25 protein-coding genes are annotated in these 19,206 nt (G+C 71.6%); 15 read left to right on the forward strand and 10 right to left on the reverse strand.

The genetic code is table 11. The features are described from left to right. Positions 1-41: 41 nt before the first annotated feature. The 6 genes from ACZ6S4_RS08420 (at position 42) to ACZ6S4_RS08445 (ending at position 3,018) form a co-directional block, all read left to right on the forward strand. The gene (locus ACZ6S4_RS08420) at positions 42-317 is read left to right on the forward strand and encodes an isoamylase early set domain-containing protein (RefSeq protein ID WP_465474258.1); all 276 of its coding nucleotides are present in this window, start codon (positions 42-44) and stop codon (positions 315-317) included. Positions 318-391: 74 nt separating this feature from the next. Continuing rightward, a complete protein-coding gene (wrbA, locus tag ACZ6S4_RS08425) occupies positions 392-997 on the forward strand; it encodes an NAD(P)H:quinone oxidoreductase (protein WP_465474259.1) in 606 nt (201 codons plus the stop codon). Between the two features lie 60 nt (positions 998-1,057). Continuing rightward, complete coding sequence (locus tag ACZ6S4_RS08430; RefSeq protein ID WP_360549554.1) at positions 1,058-1,270, forward strand: DUF397 domain-containing protein; 213 nt, start codon at positions 1,058-1,060, stop codon at positions 1,268-1,270. A 74-nt stretch (positions 1,271-1,344) separates the two neighbouring features. Beyond that, positions 1,345-1,599: a hypothetical protein gene (locus tag ACZ6S4_RS08435; protein ID WP_212987662.1), complete on the forward strand. Its 255-nt coding sequence runs from the start codon at positions 1,345-1,347 to the stop codon at positions 1,597-1,599. Between the two features lie 71 nt (positions 1,600-1,670). After that, positions 1,671-2,468 (forward strand): thymidylate synthase, encoded by a 798-nt coding sequence (locus tag ACZ6S4_RS08440; RefSeq protein ID WP_465474260.1) that lies wholly within the window; start codon positions 1,671-1,673, stop codon positions 2,466-2,468. 64 nt (positions 2,469-2,532) lie between these two features. Beyond that, positions 2,533-3,018 carry a dihydrofolate reductase gene (locus tag ACZ6S4_RS08445; RefSeq protein WP_465474261.1) on the forward strand — a complete coding sequence of 162 codons (486 nt, stop codon included), beginning with the start codon at positions 2,533-2,535 and terminating at the stop codon, positions 3,016-3,018. Here the strand turns inward: ACZ6S4_RS08445 and msrB are convergent. Next, positions 2,999-3,403 carry a peptide-methionine (R)-S-oxide reductase MsrB gene (gene msrB, locus ACZ6S4_RS08450; protein WP_465474262.1) on the reverse strand — a complete coding sequence of 135 codons (405 nt, stop codon included), beginning with the start codon at positions 3,401-3,403 and terminating at the stop codon, positions 2,999-3,001. The two genes, ACZ6S4_RS08445 and msrB, sit on opposite strands and share 20 nt — an antisense overlap. Before the next feature lie 76 nt (positions 3,404-3,479). On the opposite strand from msrB, the gene ACZ6S4_RS08455 reads away from it, so the two are divergent. The 3 genes from ACZ6S4_RS08455 (at position 3,480) to ligD (ending at position 5,724) form a co-directional block, all read left to right on the forward strand. Then, positions 3,480-3,968, forward strand: a complete 489-nt coding sequence (locus ACZ6S4_RS08455) for a PH domain-containing protein (RefSeq protein WP_465474263.1) — start codon at positions 3,480-3,482, stop codon at positions 3,966-3,968. A gap of 117 nt (positions 3,969-4,085) precedes the next feature. Then, positions 4,086-4,619 (forward strand): LPXTG cell wall anchor domain-containing protein, encoded by a 534-nt coding sequence (locus tag ACZ6S4_RS08460; RefSeq protein WP_465474264.1) that lies wholly within the window; start codon positions 4,086-4,088, stop codon positions 4,617-4,619. Between the two features lie 79 nt (positions 4,620-4,698). Beyond that, complete coding sequence (gene ligD / locus ACZ6S4_RS08465; RefSeq protein ID WP_465474265.1) at positions 4,699-5,724, forward strand: non-homologous end-joining DNA ligase; 1,026 nt, start codon at positions 4,699-4,701, stop codon at positions 5,722-5,724. A gap of 4 nt (positions 5,725-5,728) precedes the next feature. On the opposite strand, the gene ACZ6S4_RS08470 is transcribed toward ligD, so the two are convergent. Next, on the reverse strand, positions 5,729-6,238 hold the full coding sequence (locus ACZ6S4_RS08470; RefSeq protein ID WP_465474266.1) for a GNAT family N-acetyltransferase: 510 nt from the start codon (positions 6,236-6,238) through the stop codon (positions 5,729-5,731). A gap of 65 nt (positions 6,239-6,303) precedes the next feature. Here ACZ6S4_RS08470 and ACZ6S4_RS08475 point away from each other — a divergent pair, with 65 nt between their 5' ends. Further along, positions 6,304-6,759, forward strand: coding sequence for a potassium channel family protein (locus ACZ6S4_RS08475; RefSeq protein ID WP_465474267.1), 456 nt, complete (start codon positions 6,304-6,306; stop codon positions 6,757-6,759). Here ACZ6S4_RS08475 and ACZ6S4_RS08480 read toward each other — a convergent pair. Together ACZ6S4_RS08480 and ACZ6S4_RS08485 are read right to left on the reverse strand one after the other, a co-directional pair. Then, positions 6,710-8,281 carry an alpha/beta hydrolase gene (locus ACZ6S4_RS08480; RefSeq protein ID WP_465474268.1) on the reverse strand — a complete coding sequence of 524 codons (1,572 nt, stop codon included), beginning with the start codon at positions 8,279-8,281 and terminating at the stop codon, positions 6,710-6,712. The genes ACZ6S4_RS08475 and ACZ6S4_RS08480 overlap by 50 nt on opposite strands. A gap of 66 nt (positions 8,282-8,347) precedes the next feature. Next, a complete protein-coding gene (locus ACZ6S4_RS08485; protein WP_465474269.1) occupies positions 8,348-9,415 on the reverse strand; it encodes an ATP-dependent DNA ligase in 1,068 nt (355 codons plus the stop codon). Between the two features lie 91 nt (positions 9,416-9,506). Here ACZ6S4_RS08485 and ACZ6S4_RS08490 point away from each other — a divergent pair, with 91 nt between their 5' ends. Genes ACZ6S4_RS08490 through ACZ6S4_RS08500 form a run of 3 tightly spaced genes read left to right on the forward strand, consistent with a single transcriptional unit; the run spans position 9,507 to position 12,629 of the window. Further along, positions 9,507-10,457 carry an SDR family NAD(P)-dependent oxidoreductase gene (locus ACZ6S4_RS08490; RefSeq protein WP_465474270.1) on the forward strand — a complete coding sequence of 317 codons (951 nt, stop codon included), beginning with the start codon at positions 9,507-9,509 and terminating at the stop codon, positions 10,455-10,457. A 34-nt stretch (positions 10,458-10,491) separates the two neighbouring features. Further along, positions 10,492-11,319: a MerR family transcriptional regulator gene (locus tag ACZ6S4_RS08495; RefSeq protein ID WP_465474271.1), complete on the forward strand. Its 828-nt coding sequence runs from the start codon at positions 10,492-10,494 to the stop codon at positions 11,317-11,319. A gap of 23 nt (positions 11,320-11,342) precedes the next feature. Further along, a complete protein-coding gene (locus ACZ6S4_RS08500; protein ID WP_465474272.1) occupies positions 11,343-12,629 on the forward strand; it encodes a hypothetical protein in 1,287 nt (428 codons plus the stop codon). Here ACZ6S4_RS08500 and ACZ6S4_RS08505 read toward each other — a convergent pair. From ACZ6S4_RS08505 to ACZ6S4_RS08515, 3 genes are read right to left on the reverse strand one after another with little or no spacing between them, the layout of a single operon-like run. Then, positions 12,615-12,992 (reverse strand): DUF3037 domain-containing protein, encoded by a 378-nt coding sequence (locus tag ACZ6S4_RS08505; protein ID WP_465474273.1) that lies wholly within the window; start codon positions 12,990-12,992, stop codon positions 12,615-12,617. The two genes, ACZ6S4_RS08500 and ACZ6S4_RS08505, sit on opposite strands and share 15 nt — an antisense overlap. Next, positions 12,989-13,744, reverse strand: a complete 756-nt coding sequence (locus ACZ6S4_RS08510) for a HipA family kinase (protein WP_465474274.1) — start codon at positions 13,742-13,744, stop codon at positions 12,989-12,991. The genes ACZ6S4_RS08505 and ACZ6S4_RS08510 overlap by 4 nt, the downstream gene beginning before the upstream one ends. A gap of 5 nt (positions 13,745-13,749) precedes the next feature. Next, positions 13,750-14,382, reverse strand: coding sequence for a TetR/AcrR family transcriptional regulator (locus ACZ6S4_RS08515; RefSeq protein ID WP_465474275.1), 633 nt, complete (start codon positions 14,380-14,382; stop codon positions 13,750-13,752). A gap of 54 nt (positions 14,383-14,436) precedes the next feature. Here ACZ6S4_RS08515 and ACZ6S4_RS08520 point away from each other — a divergent pair, with 54 nt between their 5' ends. Further along, positions 14,437-15,201, forward strand: coding sequence for an alpha/beta hydrolase (locus tag ACZ6S4_RS08520; RefSeq protein WP_465474276.1), 765 nt, complete (start codon positions 14,437-14,439; stop codon positions 15,199-15,201). Between the two features lies 1 nt (position 15,202). Here the strand turns inward: ACZ6S4_RS08520 and ACZ6S4_RS08525 are convergent, their stop codons facing one another. The 3 genes from ACZ6S4_RS08525 to ACZ6S4_RS08535 all read right to left on the reverse strand — a co-directional run bounded on the left by ACZ6S4_RS08525 (position 15,203) and on the right by ACZ6S4_RS08535 (position 17,924). Further along, the gene (locus ACZ6S4_RS08525; protein ID WP_465474277.1) at positions 15,203-15,751 is read right to left on the reverse strand and encodes a hypothetical protein; all 549 of its coding nucleotides are present in this window, start codon (positions 15,749-15,751) and stop codon (positions 15,203-15,205) included. Positions 15,752-15,825: 74 nt separating this feature from the next. Beyond that, positions 15,826-17,322 (reverse strand): deoxyguanosinetriphosphate triphosphohydrolase family protein, encoded by a 1,497-nt coding sequence (locus tag ACZ6S4_RS08530; RefSeq protein WP_465474278.1) that lies wholly within the window; start codon positions 17,320-17,322, stop codon positions 15,826-15,828. Positions 17,323-17,345: 23 nt separating this feature from the next. Continuing rightward, positions 17,346-17,924, reverse strand: a complete 579-nt coding sequence (locus ACZ6S4_RS08535) for an LURP-one-related family protein (RefSeq protein WP_465474279.1) — start codon at positions 17,922-17,924, stop codon at positions 17,346-17,348. Between the two features lie 127 nt (positions 17,925-18,051). Here ACZ6S4_RS08535 and ACZ6S4_RS08540 point away from each other — a divergent pair, with 127 nt between their 5' ends. Beyond that, positions 18,052-19,185, forward strand: a complete 1,134-nt coding sequence (locus ACZ6S4_RS08540) for an MBL fold metallo-hydrolase (RefSeq protein ID WP_465474280.1) — start codon at positions 18,052-18,054, stop codon at positions 19,183-19,185. The last annotated feature ends 21 nt before the right edge of the window (positions 19,186-19,206 follow it).

The raw sequence follows: 19,206 nt of genomic DNA on the forward strand, positions 1-19,206 counted from the left end.
ACGCGTTGGTGCAGGAGGAGCCGTGCACTCTGGAGGCGAGAATGATCAAGCGAAGCAAGCTCTTCGGCGACAAGACCCGGGTGACGTTCTGCCTGCCCAAGGACGCCCCGGCCGGGCCGGTGAGCGTGGTGGGCACGTTCAACGACTGGGAACCGGGCCTGCACGAGCTCAAGGACCGGCGGGACGGCACCCGGACGGTCACCGTGCGGCTGGAGCCGGGTCATTACCGCTTCCGGTATCTCGCCAGCGACGGGGTGTGGCTGGACGATGAGCACGCCGACGCGGTCGGGCCGCACGGCAGTGAAATTGTGCTCTGACGTTTCGTTCGGCTGCGCCCGGGCAAGCCTTTCCGGAATAGTTGACGCTACAAGCAACTACGGAAGGGGCTTTTGTGGCTAACGTGAAGCTCGCAGTCGTGTACTACTCCTCGACCGGCACGGTCCACGCCATGGCGGAGCGGATCGCCCAGGCGGGGGAGAAAGCGGGCGCCGAGGTGCGCCTGCGTCAGGTGGCGGAGCTCGCGCCGCAGGAGGCCATCGCCTCGAACGCGGCGTGGAGCCAGCACTTCGACCGCACCAAGGACGAGCCCAAGGCGACCGCCGACGACATCGTCTGGGCGGACGCCGTGCTGTTCGGCACGCCCACCCGGTACGGCAACGTGGCCAGCCAGCTCAAGCAGTTCCTGGACACGCTGGGGCCGCAGTGGGGGCAGGGCCTGCTCGCCGACAAGGCGTACGCCGGCTTCACCGCCTCGATGACCGCGCACGGCGGCCAGGAGTCGACGCTGCTCGCGCTGTACAACACGATCCACCACTTCGGCGGCGTGGTTGTCGCCCCGGGTTACACCGATCCGCTGAAGTTCGCGGACGGCAACCCGTACGGCGTCTCGCACGTCACCGGTGGCAACAACGACAACCCGCTGGGTGACTCCGAGAACGCCGCCCTCGACCACCTGGCCCAGCGCATCGTCAAGATCGCCGGCAAGCTCAAGGACTGACGACACCCGTACCGGTTACAGCCCTTACGTCCGCGGCCGTGACTTGGCACACTGTGCGGCGTGAAAAAGTTCGAGGCTGATCTGACCAACGCCGTATGGCGCCGCAGCGGCGGTACCGCGCAGCCGGGTGCCGCCGCCGTGGAGGTCGCCCTGCTGGACGGTGGCGTCGCCGTCCGTGACTCCCGTAAGCCCGACGGCGACGTGCTCTTCTTCACGCCGGACGAATGGGACGCTTTCGTCGGCGGCGCCAAGGACGGCGAGTTCGACCTGTAGCGTGGCCTGGACGGACATTCCTCGGTATCCGGATATCAACCTGAAAAGGGTTCATTTCTGGGTAGCCTGCCGGTATGACCATTCACGAGAGTTCTGACCTGCTCAAAAAGGTGGAGCGGTACGAGGCCGCCGTGCATGAGCTCGAGGCAGCCCACGAGGACGTCAAGGACGTGCTCATGGAGTCCATCCTGTTCGCCCGCTGGCAGCAGCTCGGCACTCAGCTCGGTTTCTCCGCGGTCGACCCGGCCAAGCAGCGCGAGGAACCGAACCGTGACCTCCAGCAGCTGAACCAGCAGATCTCCGCCATGAGTGAGTCCTGGGCCCATTGACGGCGGCGATGTGACCTCCGCCGCCTGGGTCCCTCTCGGCTCCGGGGCGGCGGAGGCGCTAGCGTGGCGCCATGGTCGACACCCAGTACGAAGAGCTGCTGCGCCGGGTCCTCGAGACCGGCATCCCGAAGGCGGACCGCACCGGCACCGGCACGGTCAGCCTCTTCGGTGAGCGACTGCGCTACGACCTGTCCCAGGGCTTCCCGCTGATCACCACCAAGCGGGTGCATTTCAAGTCGGTCGCGGTCGAGCTGCTCTGGTTCCTGCGCGGCGACAGCAACACCCAATGGCTGCGCGAGCGCGGCGTGACCATCTGGGACGAGTGGGCCGACGAGAACGGCGAGCTGGGACCGGTCTACGGCAAGCAGTGGCGGTCCTGGCCCACCCCGGACGGTGGCCACGTCGACCAGATCAGCGAGCTGCTCGCCACGCTGCGCCGCGACCCCGACTCGCGCCGCATGATCGTCTCGGCCTGGAACGTCTCCGAGCTGCCCGAGATGGCCCTCGCGCCGTGCCACGCGCTGTTCCAGTTCTACGTCGCCGACGGCCGGCTCTCCTGCCAGCTCTACCAGCGCAGCGCCGACATGTTCCTGGGCGTGCCGTTCAACATTGCCAGCTACGCGCTGCTGACGCAGATGATCGCGGCGCAGACCGGGCTGATCCCCGGCGACTTCATCTGGGTGGGCGGCGACTGCCACATCTACGCCAACCACGTCGAGCAGGTGCGCGAGCAGCTCAGCCGGCCCGCGTACCCGTTCCCGAAGCTGGAGATCGCGCCGGCGGAGTCGCTCTTCGACTACACCTACGAGCACTTCTCGGTGGTCGACTACCAGCACCACCCGGCTCTGCGCGCGCCGGTCGCGGTATGACCGACTGCACCGGAGCGAGCGTGCCAGTGCAGGGCCAGGAGGGCATGCCGGGGGAAGGCTCAGTATGACGATCCACATGATCTGGGCCGAGGCGCGTGGTGGCGTCATCGGCGCCAAGGGGGCGATCCCCTGGCACGTGCCCGGCGAGCAGAAAATTTTCCGGGAGCGCACGATGGGCGCGACCGTGGTGATGGGCCGGGCCACCTGGGATTCGCTGCCGGAGCGCTTCCGGCCGCTGCCCGGCCGGCGCAACGTGGTGCTGACCCGGCAATCGGGCTGGGCGGCCGCGGGCGCCGAGACCTTCGGCTCGGTCGGCGAGCTGCTGCGGGTCCACGACGACTTCTGGGTGATGGGCGGGGCGGCGGTCTACACCGCGCTGCTGCCGCACGCCGGGCACATCGTGCGGACCCGCATCGACCTCGCCGTCGAGGGGGACACCTTCGCCCCTCGGCTGGGGCCGGAATGGCAGCTCACCGCCGGTGCCGACACCAGGACATCGAACACCGGCGTGCATTACACCGTGGAGGAGCTCACTTCGGGTCGAGCTTGATCGACAGGCTGTTCACGCAATGCCGCGTGTTCTTGGCCGTCATCATCTCGCCGCGGAAGACGTGGCCCAGGTGGCTGCCGCAGCGGGCGCACTGGATCTCGGTGCGGACCATGCCGAGGCTGCGGTCCTCGATCTCCTTGATCGCGCCCGGGATGGCGTCGTCGAAGGACGGCCAGCCGCAGTGCGAGTCGAACTTGGTGTCACTCGGGTACAGGGCGGCGCCGCAGGCCCGGCACTCGTAGGTGCCCTCGGTCTTGGTGTCGACGTACTCGCCGCGCCAGGCCGGCTCGGTGGCGCCCTGGCGCAGCACCCGGAACTCGTCGGGGCTCAGGCGGACCCGCCACTCTTCTTCGGTGGTGGGCAGGGTGGTCTTGTCAGTTGCCATGCTCCAAAGGTACGTCGGTACGGCAGCGGCGCACCGCCAGTGCGCCGACGGGCCGGGCCGCAGCCGTTGAACGGTCATGGATGCGACCCGTTTCAGCCCCACCTGGCAGCAGGCCCTCGCCCGTGGCATGTACCTCGGCGTGCTGGGCGCGGTGGTGGGAGTGTCGGCCGGTCTCCTCGCCACGATGGTGGCCCTCGCCTGGACCGCGGCCGCCGCGCCACCGGCCTGGGTGTGGCCGGTGCTGGCGTTCGGTCCGCCGCTGGCCGGGGCGCTGGCCGGGGTGCTGTTGCGGCCGCGGCTGGGCACCGAGATCGACGCCGGCGGCATCCGGACCGTGACGCCGTTCGGCGCGGGGGTGCAGCCGTGGAGCCGGGTCGTGGATCTGCGGGCCGAGCGCCGTGGCGCCCGCACGGTCGTCTCCGTCTACCTGGAGTCCGGCGCCAGCGTGCAGTTGCAGGCGCCGTACAGCGGTGAGCTGTTCGCCGCCGATCCGCAGTTCGAGCTCAAGCTCTTCGCGCTGTCCCACCTGTGGCGCAGTCACCGCTTCGGTGGCCTGCCGAGCTGAGCCCGTTCACCTATTCGGTGGGGACTCGCCGGAGGGGCAATGCCACCAAATCCGGCATTAGCCGCTAAGCTCCCACCGGACCAAGACGGACTTACCGCAACAGAACGGATTCCCTTCATGAGTTTGACGCGCCGGTTGGCCGCTGGACTGCCCGCGGCCGGCGTCACCGTCCTCGCCGCTCTGGCCCTCACCGGGGCCCCGGCCGCCGCGACGGGCGACGAGTCCGCCGCTCGCGCCAAGCAGCCGGCCGTGATGACCACGCCGTGTTCCGAGGTGCAGCGTGGCGACAAGTGCGACTACGGCTACACCGACGACGAGAAGCCGGGCGACAACACGCCGGGCGACACCGGTGCCACGCCGGACGACAACGGCACCGGGCCCACCCGCGGCAGCGGTGGCTACGGCGGCGAGAGCCCGACGCCGTCGCCGAGCCCCTCGACGCCGACCGCCAGCGTCGACACCGTCCCGCCGGGCGGCGAGAGCCCGGCCACCTCGCCGGCGCCGAGCCGGAGCACCCCGGGCGGCGTCAGCGCGGGCGGCACGCTCCCGCTGACCGGCGCGCCGATGGGTCTCACCATCGCGCTCGGCGGCCTGATGGTCGCGGGCGGCGCGGCCGCCGTGTACTACGGCCGGCGTCGTCGCAGCGCCTGAGCAGCGCCAACTGCCTCGTAAGGCCGTCCCCGGGAACATCCGGGGGCGGCCTTCGCCGTTGCGGGCTTAAGGTCTTGGCATGGCATCGTCGAAGTCACCCGCCGTCGAGGTCGAGGTCGCCGGCCGGCCGGTACGGCTGAGCAGTCCCGACAAGGTCGTCTTCCCGCAGCGGTGCTACACCAAGCGGGACGTCTTCGAGTACTACCTGGCGGTCGGTGACGGCATCATGCGCGCGCTCGACCACCGCCCGACGACACTGCAACGCTTCCCCGACGGCATCGAGGGGGAGATGTTCTTCCAGAAGCGGATCTCCACCCGCGGCGTACCGGCCTGGGTCGAGAGCGCCACGATCACCTTCCCGAGCGGGCGTACGGCCGACGAGCTCTGCCCCGCCGACCTCGCGCACGTCGCCTGGGCCGCGCAGATGGGCACCATCGTCTTCCACCCCTGGCCGGTGCGGGCCGCGTCCCCGGACCAGCCGGACGAACTGCGCATCGACCTGGACCCGCAGCCGGGCACCGACTTCGGCGACGTGATCACCACCGCCGGGGTGGTGCACGAGGTCCTGGATGAACTGGGCTGGACCGGCTACCCGAAGACCTCCGGCGGCCGGGGTGTGCACGTGTACGTGCGGATCGCCCCGACCCACTCCTTCGTGGACGTGCGCCGGGCGGCGATCGCGCTGGCCCGCGAGGTGGAGCGCCGCAGCCCGGAGCGGATCACCACGGCGTGGTGGAAGGAGGAGCGCGGCGAGCGGGTCTTCCTGGACTACAACCAGACGGCCCGGGACAGGACGATCGCGTGCGCGTACTCGCTGCGCGCCAACGGCCGGGCCACCGTCTCCACGCCGGTGACCTGGGCCGAGCTGCCCGACGTCGAGCCGGACGACTTCGACCTGCGGACCGTGCCCGAGCGGTTCGCCAAGGTCGGTGACCCGCACGCCGGGATCGACGACGTCGCCCACGACATCGCGCCGCTGCTGGAGTGGTCGGCGCGGGACGAGCAGGCCGGGCTAGGCGACCTGCCGTACCCGCCCGACCACCCGAAGATGCCCGGCGAGCCGCCGCGGGTGCAGCCCAGCCGCAAGAACGAGGCGAACTGGTGACCGGCTAGAGCGCGAGTTTGAAGCCCTCGTGCGAGGCCTGGAAACCCAGCGAAGCGTAGAAGCGGTGGGCGTCGGTGCGGCGCTTGTCCGTGGTCAGCTGGGCCAGGCCGCAGCCGCGTTCCCGGGCCCGCTCCAGCGACCAGGCCATCATCGCCCGGCCGATGCCGCGGCCGCGCAGGTCACCGCGCACCCGGACCGCCTCGATGGTCATCCGCTCGGCGCCGCGCCGGCTCAGCGACGGGATGAAGGTGAGCTGGCAGGTGCCGACGACCGTGCCGTCCTCGTCCGCCACGATCAGCTCGTTGCGCGGGTCCGCGTCGATCGCCTCGAAGGCCGCCCAGCCGGCCGCGTCCACCGCCTCGGGAGTGAGGCCACCGGCGGCCTCGGCGCCGGGTGGGCCGGACGGCGGCGCGGCGCCGGCCTCGCGGGAGCGGGCGATTTCGTCGTCGGTGAGCAGCTCGAGGATCGCCGGGACATCGGCGCGGGTCGCGCTGCGGAAGATCACGTGGGCCACGCGGCCATCCTGACACGCCCGACGGGCTGAGCCGCCGACTGGCCACGGCCGGGCACGATGACCGCATGCGACTGCTGTTGGTCCCGGTGCGGGGGATCTACCGCGGGCTGGTCTGGCTCGCCAACTCGCCGCCCACGTTGATCCTGTCCTATTCGCTGCTCATCACGATGTGCAGCGTGATCTACCACTTCGTCGAGGACGTGTCCTACGGCGACGCCCTGTGGTGGGCGGTGGTCACCGCCTCGACGGTCGGCTACGGCGACATCTCGCCCAAGACGGGCGTGGGCCGCGTGATGGCCGGCCTGCTCATCTCGCTCATGGTGCTGATCGTCGTCCCGCTGATCACGGCCCAGTTCGCCAGCAAGCTCATCGTCGATCACGACGCGTTCCAGCACGACGAGCAGGAGGAGCTGAAGAACAACCTGCGAGAGGTGCGTCAGCTGCTGGCGGAGCTGGCCGCCCGCGAGGGGATCACCGCGGAGGGCAGCGCAGCCCCTCCTTCGGCATCTCCAGACCGATGAGGTAGCCGTCGACCGCGTCGACGATGCACTTGGTGCTGGGATACGCCGTGTGTCCCTCACCCTCCCAGGTGAGCACCTGCCCGGTGCCGAGCATCTTGGCCAGCTCGGCGGTGTTCTCGTACGGCGTCGCGGGGTCACCGGTGGTGCCGACGACCACGATCGGCGGCGCGCCGGTGGCCGCACCGGCCGGGTACGGGTCCCGGGCGCCCGGCCAGAAGGTGCACGGCAGCATGCCCATCGCCAGCGCCGCACCGAACAGCGGGTACTTCTTGCGCCACTCGCCCTGCAGCTGGCGGATCTTCTCCACCGTGGGGGCGCCGGCGGTGTCCGCGCAGTTCACCGCGAGGTTGGCGTCGAACAGGTTGGAGTAGCTGCCGTCCGGCTTGCGGTCGGCGTACTGGTCGGCGAGGTCGAAGATGTCGCTCGCGTCGCCGGTCTGCAGGCCGTCGACCGCCTTGGCGAGCTGCTGCCAGCCGGACTCGGTGTAGAGCGACGAGATCACCGCCACGAAGATCCAGCCGGGGGTGGCCTCGCGGCCGTCGGGGCCCTCGACCGGGGACGCCTCGGCCTTGGCCAGGGCGTCGGTGACCGCGCCACGGGCGTCCGGGGCGATCGGGCACTTGGCCGCGTTGGTCTTGCACCAGGTGGTGAAGTTGGTGAACGCCCGCTCGAAGCCCTTGGCCTGCGCCTCGGAGCCGGCGATGAAGTCCTGCTTGGGGTTGATCGCGCCGTCGAGCACCAGCGCCCGCACCTTGTCCGGGAAGAGCTGGGCGTACGTGGCGCCGAGCAGGGTGCCGTAGGACAGGCCCAGGTAGGTCGTCTTCTGGTCGCCGACAGCCGCGCGGATCGCGTCCATGTCGCGGGCGGCCTGCTCGGTGGAGAAGAACGGGAGCTGGGGGCCGTACTTCTGGCCGCAGCCCTCGGCGACGCGCTTGTTGAGCGCGACGACCTCCTGGAACTCGGCCTCGCTCTCGGGATCCGGCGCCGCCGCGAAGGTGGCGTCCTGGTCCTTGCTGCTGATGCACTTGATCGGGTCGGAGCGCCCGACGCCGCGTGGGTCGAAACCGACGATGTCGAACCGGTCGGTCACCTCGGTGGGCAGCCCGCCCAGCGCCTGGCCGAAGGAGACGTAGACCGAGTAGTCGATGCCCGAGCCGCCGGGGCCACCGGGGTTGACCAGCAACGAGCCGATCCGGTCGTGCTGCGTGGCCGAGCGGATCCGGATCATCGCGACGTCGTAGGTCTCGCCGGACTGCGGGGCCGCCCAGTTGCGCGGCACGGCCACCTTGGCGCAGTCGTAGGTCATGCCGGAAGCGGCCCGGCCGACCAGCTGCTCGGGCACGTCCGGGCAGGGCGTCCACTGCGCCTGGGTGCCGGGCACCGCGGGCGGCGCCTGGCTGCCGGTGGTCACCGGCGCGGCGCCGTCGGGGTCGTCGGGGGCGAAGACCGGCAGCGTGCAACCGGCGGTCGCGATGACCGCGGCGACCAGTGCGGCCAGGACCAGGCGGGGGGTACGCGGCACAGTGCGCGGCCTTTCTCGATCGGCTCTTGCTCGCACGAGGCTAGCCGAGAAGTCTGACAACCTTGCTCAGCGGCTCGTCAGCACATCGGCGAGCTGGAACCGCACCGGCCGTTCCAGCTGCTCGTAGGTGCACGTGCGCGGCTCGCGGTCCGGGCGCCAGCGCTCGAACTGGGCGGTGTGCCGGAAGCGCAGGCCCTCCATGTAGTCGTAGCGGACCTCGACCACCCGTTCGGGGCGCAGCGGCACGAAGGACAGGTCCTTGCCGTTGTTCCAGCGGCTGACCTCGTTCTTGCGCGGGGTGCGCTCGCCCTGCTCGTGGGCGGCCCAGTTCCACGGGTGCCCCTCGAAGGTGGTGACCAGGTGCTGCATCTCGGTGAAGAGCTCCTCGCGGACGGCCATCGGGAACGAGCCGATGACCCCGACCGAGACCAGCACGTCGCGCTCGTCGTAGAGGCCGAGCAGCAGCGAGCCGATCCGGTTCTCGCCGGACTTGTGCACGCGGTAACCGGCCACGACGCAGTCCGCCGTACGCTTGTGCTTGATCTTGGTCATGACCCGCTTGTCCGGCTCGTAGCCCAGGTCCTTGCCCTTGGCGATCAGCCCGTCCAGCCCGGCGCCCTCGAACTCGCCGAACCACCGCCGCGCGGTCTCCAGGTCGTCGGTCGCCGGCGTCACGTACACCGGGGGTTTCGCCTCGGCCAGGCACTGCTCCAGCCGGGCCCGGCGCTCGGCGAAGGGCCGGGTGGTCAGATCCTCGTCGCCCAGCGCCAGCAGGTCGAAGGCGACGAAGCCGGCCGGGGTCTGCTCGGAGAGCAGCTTGACCCGGCTCGCCGCGGGGTGGATGCGCTGCTGGAGCGCCTCGAAGTCGAGGGTGTTGCGCTCGGTGTCGGCCACGATGATCTCGCCGTCGATCACCGCCCGGGCCGGGAAGTTGGCCAGTACCGCCTCGACCACCTCGGGGAAGTAGCGGGTCATCGGCTTCTCGTTGCGGCTGCCGATCTCGACCTCGGCGCCGTCGCGGAAGATGATCGACCGGAAGCCGTCCCACTTGGGCTCGTAGAGCTGGCCGGCGGGGATGTCCGCGACCGGCTTGGCCAGCATGGGCTTCACGGGCGGGTTGATCGGCAGGTCCATCGGCCCAGTCTCCCCGTTCGGGGCGGGAAAGGAAGCCCGGACGCACCGGTCCGTCACGTTCGCCGGACGGATCGCCGGGTATGGGTGGCCCATGACCTCACGTGTGGTGGTGCTGACCGGTGCGTCCAGCGGGATCGGCAAGGCGGCCGCGCTGGCCTTCGCCGCGCGCGGAGACCGGCTGGTGCTCGCCGCCCGGGGCCTGGCCGATCTGGAGAAAGTGGCCGCGAGCTGCGGCGGGAGTCCGCTGGTGGTGCCGACCGACATCAGCGTCCGGGCGGAGGTGGAGGAGCTCGCGGAGGCCGCCGTCGACCGGTTCGGCCGCATCGACGTCTGGGCGGACACCGCGGCGGTGATGGCCTACGGCAAGTTCGAGGAGGTGCCCGCCGACGTCTTCGACCAGGTGGTCACGACCGACCTGCTCGGCTCGGCCAACGTCGCCCGCGCGGCGCTGGGAGTGTTCCGGCGCCAGGGCGCGGGAACGCTGATCCTGTGCGGCTCGCTGCTCGGGCACATCACCGCGCCGTACATGTCGGCCTACGTGACCTCGAAGTGGGGTCTGCGCGGCCTGGCCCGGACCCTGCGGCAGGAGACCCGCGACGCGCCCGGCATCAACGTCTGCCAGCTGGTGCCGGGCAGCGTGGACACGCCGATCTACACGAGCGCGGCCAACTACGCGGGTTTCGTGGGCCGCCCGCCGCCGCCGGTGGACTCCGCCGAGCGGATGGGCGCGGGGATCGTGCGGCTGGCCGACCGCCCGCGCCGGGAATTGTCGGTCGGCGCGGCCAACAGGTTCGCTGAGCTGGGCTTCAAGACCATGCCACCGGTCTACGACGCGCTGGTCGGGCCGATGATGGGCCGGCTGGGCCTGAGCCGCCGCCGGGCCGTGCCGGACGCGGGCAACGTCTTCCGGCCCGCCGGCCGGGTCGAGGGTGGACCGGCCCGCTGGGGCCGGCTGCCGGTCGCGGCGCTGGCCGCCACCGCGACGGTGCTGGCCTCGACCACCGTGGCCGCCGGCGTTCGCCGGCTGCGCCGCGGCTCTTGAGTCTTCCCCAGGGGCGGGGTGCACACTCGTCCCCATGACCGTGCGGGACCTGCGGGGGCTGACGATCGGCGAGTTCGGCCGCCGGTCCGGCCTGTCCGTCAAGGCGTTGCGCCTCTACGACCTGTCCGGCCTGCTGCCACCGGCCGAGGTGGACCCGGTCAGCGGCTACCGCCGGTACGCCGTCAGCCAGCTCGACCGGGCCCGCCGGATCAGTCTGCTGCGCCGCCTCGACATGCCGCTGGCCGTCGTCGCCGAGGTGCTGGCCGGCACCGACGATGAGGCGGTGGTACGGCTCGACCGCTGGTGGGCGGCGCAGGAGCACGCCACGGCGGCGAAACGGGGCAGCATCGGCTGGCTGCGCGTCCAGCTCGCCGCGGCCACCCAGCCCGCCCTGGCGTACGAGGTGCGCCGGCGTACGGTGCCGGACACCAAGGTCGCGTCCATCCGGCAGGCCACCGACCAGCAGAGTCTCGCCGGCACGATCCACGAGCTGCAGTGGCGGGTACGCGACCAGCTGGCCGGCGCCACCACCACCGCCGAGCACTGGGTGATCTACCACGGTTTCGTGACCCCGGACAGCGAGGCCACGGTCGAGGTCTGCGTGCCGTTCACCGGGCCGGCCGAGCCGGCGGGCCCGATGGTGATCCGGCTGGAGCCCGCACACACCGAGCTCTACACCACGGTCGCCCGCGACGACTGCTTCTATCCGCGGATCATGCAGGCCTACGACACCCTGGCCCGGCACGTCGACGCCAAAGGCCTGGTGCTGAGCGCGCCCGTCCGCGAGATCTACCTGGCCGAATGGCACACGATCGCCGGCACCGACCCGTTCGTGCACGTCGCCCAGCCCGTGGGCCCTTGACCGGGGGTTGAAAGATCTGGTCCATGAAGATCCGGTTCACCGTCCTGGCCGTGCTGCTCGCGCTGGCCGGCGGCTTCCTCGGCGCGGTCGCCGGTTCGCGGCTGGGCTGGGAGGCGGCGCCCGCGTTGCCGGCCGGGGCCGAGGCCGAGAAGCTGAAGGCCGTGATCTTCCCCGGGCTGCGGGTCTGGGGCGGCGGGGACGCCGAGCTGTTCATCGCCCAGCCGGACGGCGAGGGCATCCAGTACGGCAACGTCGACTACTGGGTGCGGCACACGCCGGCCACCCGGGACATCCGCACCTACACCGAGGGAGTCCGGAGCCGGCTGGCCGCCGCCGGCTGGGACCTCGACGATGTCGTCGTCGACGACTCTCCCGACTCGGTCACCGAGGCGCATTCTGTCTCCTTCTGGGCCTCCCGCGGCGACCTGACGCTCGAGTTCGACGACTTCTACTGGCCCGGCCGGCCCTCGTACGACGCCGACGGCGCGGCCATGGTGCGGCTCTACCGCGCCGAACCGGCCGTGGTCACGGCGGCTACCTGGGCCGGTGCCGCGCTCGGCGCGTTCCTGGTGCTGCTGCTGGGCCGGTGGGCGGGCGCCCGCGTGCGTGGCCGTCCCGCGCGACGGGTGGCTGTGGTCGTGCTGTCCTGGAGCGCGTTGTTCTTCCTGCTGCCCGCGGTTCTACTGACCGTGGCCAACGCGGTGGCCGACGGCCCGCCGATCGAACCGTGGTGGATGTACCTGACCTACCTGGGCGGCCCGCCCGCGCTGCTCGGGGGCATCCTCGCCGCCGTGGCGCTGATGGTCGCCGCCTGGCCGCTCCGGCCGGAGCTCGCCGCGGTTTCGGCCTGGATGCGCGGGCACCCGTGGATCGCTGCCGCGCTCGTGCTGGTTGTCCTGGCCGGCACGGTCACCGCCGGCCGGCGTGAGCTCCGCCCGGGCGGGCCCGCCACGACCGGCTGCCGGCCGGCCGGACCACCGGCCGAGCCGCCGCCCGCGAAGGTCCGGCTCAGTCGTGAGGCCTTCGTGTACGTGGCCCAGCAGTCCACGCCGGAGCAGCGCAACCTGATCGAGGCCGCCATCGGCCGGGTCATGGCGGCCGGCCCCGGCAACTTCTACTACGACCCGCTCGGCCCGGAGTTCCGCGCGGCGTACTGCGGGAACGCGCTGCTGGATCCTGAGGCCGGTCGCTTGCTGCCGTACCTCTTCGCCGTTGATCTTTCCAGCCCGGGTGCGTTCCCGGCGCTGGTGGCCGAGGTGCAGGGGATGCCCGGCGTGGTCGCCGTGCGGCACGCCCTACCGGACGAGTAGTTCGACCAGCCGGTCCAGCTCCGCCGACGGGTCCGCGGCCAGGCCCATGTGCACCGGACCGGCCTGCAGGATCGTGCTGCGCGGAGCGACCATCCAGCGGAAACGCTCGCCCTGCTTCATCTCGCGGGCCGCCCCGCCGTCCGCGCCGCCGGCACAGGTGATCTCCCAGGACTGCAGCGACGCGCGGATGCCGTCCAGGTCGGCGTGGGGATCCAGCGCGAGCAGGCGGGGCTCGTGCAGGTGGGTGCGGGCGGCCAGGAAGTCGAGGCGCTGGCAGTACAGGACCACGCCGACGTTGATGAACTCGCCGCGCTCGACCCGGGGGACCGCGCGGACGATCGCGTACTCGTAGGGGACCCTCATGCCGCGACTCCCGGCAGCCAGGCGGCGGGATCGGCGGCCCGGGCCACCAGGTGGTCGAGGTAGGCGCGGCGGGCCTCGGCGGCCGAGGCGAAGTCGAACTCGGCCAGCCACCCGTCCGGGACCAGGTCGATGACCTCGGCCAGCAGCGCGGGCGTGAGCTGGGCGGCCAGCTCCGGGCCGGCGGTCGCCAGGGCGGTCGCGTACGGCTTCAGCACATGGTCGTCCCACTTGTACGCCCGATGCACCACGTTCGCCGCACGCGGCCAGTTGTGGTGGAAGTAGAGGGTCGCGCCGTGGTCGATGAGCCAGAGCCCGCCGTGCCAGATCAGCAGGTTGGGGTTGCGCCAGCTGCGGTCCACGTTCTCCACGAACGCGTCGAAGGCCAGCGTGCGCGAGGCCAGCTCGGCGTCGACCGGGTGGGCCACCGGGTCGTAGCCCAGCGCCCCCGGCAGATAGTCCATCCCCAGGTTGGCGCCGGCGCTGGCCTTGATCAGCTCCTGGACCTCCTCGTCGGGCTCGGCCCGCGCGACGACCGGGTCGAGCTGGGTGACGACGAGCTCGGGCACGGGCAGGCCCAGCCGGCGGGCCAGCTCACCGGAGACGACCTCGGCGACCAGCGCCTTGGGGCCCTGGCCGGCGCCGCGAAACTTGACCACGTACGTGCCGAGGTTGTCGGCCTCGACGATGCCGGGCAGCGAGCCGCCCTCCCGCAGCGGAGTGACGTAACGGGTGGCGATGACCTCGGACAGCACGCCGCTCACCCTAGTGCGTGCAGGTGGCGGGCCACCCAGTCGCGGTACCAGCGCAGCGGGCGGTTGCGGTCGTGGACGATGAGGCCGTACTGCAGGGGCGACTGGAGCACGTAGAGCGAGTCGCGGAGGTCCTCGACGTCGGGCCGGCCGAGCCGGTCCGCCATGGTCTCGGCCAGCAGTGTGGCGCCGGCGAGCCGCTGCTGGTTCAGCTCCCGCAACAGGGCGGCGATCTCCGGGTCGCTGTCGGCGGCGCCGTGCACGACCGCATAGATCGGGTACGACCGCTCGGCCACCTCGGCGAACGCGTCGGCCATCCGCTCGACCACCTCGGCGAAGGTGCCGGCCTCGTGGATGCGCCGCAGCACCGGCCGGTCCCGCAGCGGGCGGTCGTCGGTGTCACCCGCGATGGCGGTGTCGACGGCCTCCTTGAGCAGGTTGACCTTCGACCGGAAGCCGGAGAAGACGGTCGGTGCGGACACGCCGGCCTCCTGGGCGATCCGGGCGACGGACGTGCCGGCGTACCCGTGCTCGACGAACAGCCGGCGGGTCACCACCAGCACCCGGTCGCGGGTCTCGCGGGCCTGGATCTGTCGGCTTCTGGCGTCGTACCGCCTGCGCCCTTGTCCGGCCGTCGTCATTGGCTTAGCTTAAGCCATATTCGATATAACCGAAGTTAAACGAAAGGCGGAGCGGTGGACATCGCTTACAAGGTCAGCGGGGAAGGTCCGGCTGTGCTGCTCATCCACGGCGGCGCGGAGGACGCGTCGATGCTGGATGCGCAGGCAGAGGCGATCGCGGCGCGCGGCTTCCGAGTCATCTGGTACGACCGGCGCGGCACCGGGGGCAGCACCCGCGACGACTGGCCCGGCGGCGGCGCCGACCAGCACGCGGACGATGCGGCGCGGCTGCTGACCGAGGTCGGCGCGGTCGGGGCCACGGTGCTCGGCTTCAGCTCCGGTGGCACGGTCGCGCTGGCGCTGGCCGCCCGGCATCCGTCGGTGGCCGGCGAGGTGATCGCCTGGGAGCCGGCCGCGCTCGGGGTGCTGCCGGACGGGCCGCAGCTCCAGGCGGCGATCAACGCGCCCGGGGAGGAGTATCTGGCCGAGCATCCCGGCGACTGGGTGGGCGCGTTCCATGTGGTGCTGGATGTGCTGTCGCAAGGCCGCGCCGATCACTCGGCCCCGCAGGTCGTGGCGATGGCGGCCAACGCCGAGGCGATGCTGCGCGACGACGGGCACCACATCGTCGGCCGGGGCTTCGGGCCCGGCGAACTGCCCGCGGAACTAGTCACCGTCGCGGTCGGCGAGGAGCCGGATCCGCTGCACGAGGCGATCGCCGCCACGATCGCCGGACTGGTCGGCCAGAAGCCCGTGGTGGTCAAGGGCGCGGACGACCACGAGGTCTACGTCTCGCGACCGGAGATCCTGGCCGACTGGCTCGCCGCCCGGCGGGTGTGACTCAGGCGTCCGGGCCGCGGCGGCGCAGGTCCTCGACCTTGGTCATGGCGTCGCGCAGCTCGGTCAGCCATTCCTCGGTGTGCTCGCCGACCAGCTTGACGCACCAGGCCAGCGCCTCGGAGCGGCTGCGGGCCACCCCGGCGTCGACCAGCGTGTCGAGCACCTGCCGCTCGGGCTGGCGCAGCCGGGTCATCACCGGCGCGGAGAGGTGGGTGAACAGCTCCTCGGTGTCGCCGCAGCGCACACCCCAGCTCACCTTGCGCTGGTAGCGGTGCTCGACCTGGAGGGCGACCTTGATCCGGCCGTCGCGGGTGTCCTCGCGGAACTGGTGGATCCGCCCGGACTGCGCGGCGGAACGGTCGGCGTCGGTGGCGTCGGCGCCCAGGTCGGGCGTGGGCACCCGGCCCCAGATGATGATCTCGTCGCGGTCGACGACGACCTGGGGTGGTTCGGTGAACCAGCCGTCGGGCGTTGCCCCGGTGATCCAGGCGGCAGCGTCATCGGCGGCTGGTGGCTCGGTGCGGGCCCCGGAGGGTGGACGGAAACGCATGAGAACCTCCAAGCGAAGCGATGATTACATGCTTACACCGTTGCGTCGCTTGCGCCAGGAAACGCGTTCAGCTCTCAGAGGACAAAGGCATCGGTCCACAGCTGCCGGGAACGCCCGGACAGGGCGTCCATCAGCGCCACGGCCTGGCTGTCGGTCAGGGCGGCCACGAAGTCGATCACTGCTCGGCCACGGGCCCGGTAGACCCGGTCCGGGGTCCCCTCCGGCAGCTCCGCCTCGGCCAGCTCCACCAGGTCCCGGATCCGCCGCGGGAGGCGCTCGGTCTCGTCCGGGTCGGCCAGCCAGGCCAGCAGGGCCTCCACCAGCGAGCCCAGCAGCCGGGCCTGGCCCCGCTGGTGCAGTGCCAGGTCGGGGCGGGCCAGCACGAACCTGTTCTGCACGAACTTGAGCACCTGCACCTCGTGCCACTGGGCCGGGGCCAGCAGGACGTGCCCCGAACGCACGGCCGGCGTGTCGGTGACCTCGATCGACTCGACCAGGCGCCGGGTCCAGTTCGCCGAGAACGCGGCCACCTGCGCCTCCGCGTCCAGCGAGCCGTCGAAGGCCTCGGCCAGCAGGCCGTCCACCAGCTCCGCGCGGACGTGCTCGACCGCCGCGGCGAACGCCTCGTCGTCGCTGATCCAGCTGTCCTTGCGGTGCAGCTGGCGGCGCAGCGCCTCGATCGAACTGCCCGGGCGGCGCTGGGCGAGGGTCAGGTCTTCGTCCGGGACCTCCCGGAACGACGAGCGCTGCCACGCCATCAGTTCCGCCGCCACCGAGCCCTGCTGCAGCACCCCGACCCGGTGCACGTCCTCGAGGTCGTGGATCGCGTACGCGATGTCGTCGGCCGTGTCCATCACCGAGGCCTCGGCGGTCTGCTGCCAGTCGGCGACCCGCCCGGCGAACGGCAGCCGGGCCTGCACCATGTCCTCGACCTCGGTGGTGTACGCGCCGAACTTCAGCGAGCCGCCGTCCGGGTCGTCCGGAGGCGCCGCCGCACCGCGCGGCGGCGGGTCCATGAACCGGGGATGCGGCGCCGGGTGGGTCCGGCGGGTCCACGGGTACTTGAGGATGGCCGCGCGGGTGGCGGCCGTGAGGTTCAGCCCGATGGTGGCCTGGCCCCGGATCTCGGTGCTGGTGACGATCCGGTACGACTGGGCGTTGCCCTCGAAGCCGTCGCGCAGCCCCAGCCGCTGCCGGGCGAGCTGGTCCAGCACCCGCTCGCCGAGGTGGCCGAACGGCGGGTGCCCCAGGTCGTGGGCGAGCGCCGCGGCCTCGACCACGTCGGGATCGCAGCCGCCGAGCTTGTCCAGCACGTCGGCGTAGCGGGGGTCCGCGCCCAGGCGTTCCGCGATCGCCCGGCCCACCTGGGCCACCTTCAGGCTGTGTGTGAGCCGGTTGTGCACCAGCAGGCCGGCGCCGCCGGGGCTGATCACCTGGGTCACGCCGCCGAGGCGGGCGAAGAACGGCGAGCTGACGATCCGGTCCCGGTCGACACGAAAGGGGCTGGTGGCGAGGTCACCGGGGGCGACGAGGCTGTCGCCGAAGAGGCGCCGGGCGCGTGGATCGTCCATGCGCCCGACGCTAACGCACCGGACTACCGGGACTGGAGCGCGTCCAGGGCCACCGACATCGCGGCGACCAGCCGGCGGTCCAGCTGCGGGTCGTGGATCGTCACGACATACTTGTCGCGCAGGCCCCACTTCTTGACCACCGAGAACGCCGGGCGGCCGTTCAGCAGGAACTCGAAGTGGTACGGCAGCCAGGACAGCGAGTCGACGAAGCGGCGCAGGATCGCGACGGTCAGGTTGGTCTCCCGGCCGATCATCTCGCCGTAGCCGGGCTGCTCCAGGTGCCACGTCGAGCGCAGCAGGGATTCCTTGAAGTTCTTCCGGAACAGGCCGATAGGACTACCGGCGGAGTCCGTGATGTCGTAGGTGGCGCCGAGGTCGAGAACCTGGCGGGCCTTGAAGCCGAGGACGGGAGTGGTCTTGGTGTCGTCGGTGTAGAGAGTCACCTGCTCCTTGAACGCCATCCGCTTCTGCTGGGCGAACGCGAGCACGCCGGCCTCCGATCCGTCCGGGGCGACGGCGTGGACCTCGTACTGGTTGACCATCAAGCGGACGCGCTGACGCACGATGAGCTGCTGCTGGGTCTGAAGGGTGTCGACAGTCACGGCGGCAGTGTGACATACCGGTGCCCGGGGCCTGTCCAGCTGAGGAGATCCTCAGCACGACGGTGGCGCCGGGTGCCGGTGGGCGGTCAGACTTGCAGCCGGACAGAACTGACACGGAGGATCACGCATGGCGAAACAGGCAGACGGCCGTCGGGGGCGCACCGGGGCATTGGTGGCCTTGGCACTGGGGGCCGCTGCGGCCTGGGCCGCTCGTGACATCCCCGCGCAGATCGGCGGCCGCAAGATCGGGGCCCGCGCCGACGGTGAGCGCGGCGAGCGGTACACCCGTTCCCCGCAGTTCTCCGACGGCAAGTTCCGCAACACGGTCCCGGCGACCATGGTGACCGCGGGCTCGATGCCCCGGATCCTGGCCGCGACGCTGACCGACCGCGACCGCCGGCACCCGAGCCAGCCGATCCCGGTGCTGCGCCCCGAGTTCGGCGGCGACCCGGGCGGGCTGCACGTCACCTGGTTCGGCCACTCGTCGGCCCTGGTCGAGATCGAGGGCCGCCGGGTCCTGCTCGACCCGGTGTGGAGCGAGCGCTGCTCCCCGTCCCGGCTGACCGGCCCGAAGCGCCTGCACGAGCCCCCGCTGGCGCTGCGCGAGCTGCCGCCGATCGACGCGGTGCTGATCTCCCACGACCACTACGACCACCTCGACATGGACTCCATCCGCAACCTGGTGGACCTGCAGGCGGCGCCGTTCCTGGTGCCGCTGGGCGTCGGCGCGCACCTGGAGCGCTGGGGCGTACCGGCCACCCGGATCATCGAGCTGGACTGGGACGAGCGGGCGACCGTGGCGGGCATCGAGTTCATCGCGACCGCCGCCCGGCACTTCTCCGGCCGCGGCTTCAGCCGCGACGAGACCCTGTGGTCGTCCTGGGTGATCGCCGGGCCTACCCGCAAGGCGTTCTACTCCGGCGACACCGGCTACTTCCCGGGCTTCGCGCGGATCGGCGAGGAGCACGGCCCGTTCGACGTGACGCTGGTGCAGATCGGCGCCTACGGCGACGCCTGGCCGGACATCCACATGGTGCCCGAGGACGGCGTCGCCACCCACGTGGACGTGCAGGGCGGTCTCATGATCCCGGTGCACTGGGGCACGTTCAACCTGGCGCTGCACGACTGGCCGGAGCCGGCCGACCGCACCTGGCGCGAGGCCAAGGCGCGCGACGTGCGGCTGGCGGTCCCGCGGCCGGGCGAGCGGGTGGACGTCGACAACCCGCCGGCCGTCGACGGCTGGTGGCAAGCTATCGCCTGAGGGTCAAGATCAAGAGCTTGA

The sequence above is a fragment of the Actinoplanes sp. NPDC051405 genome, assembly GCF_055586185.1.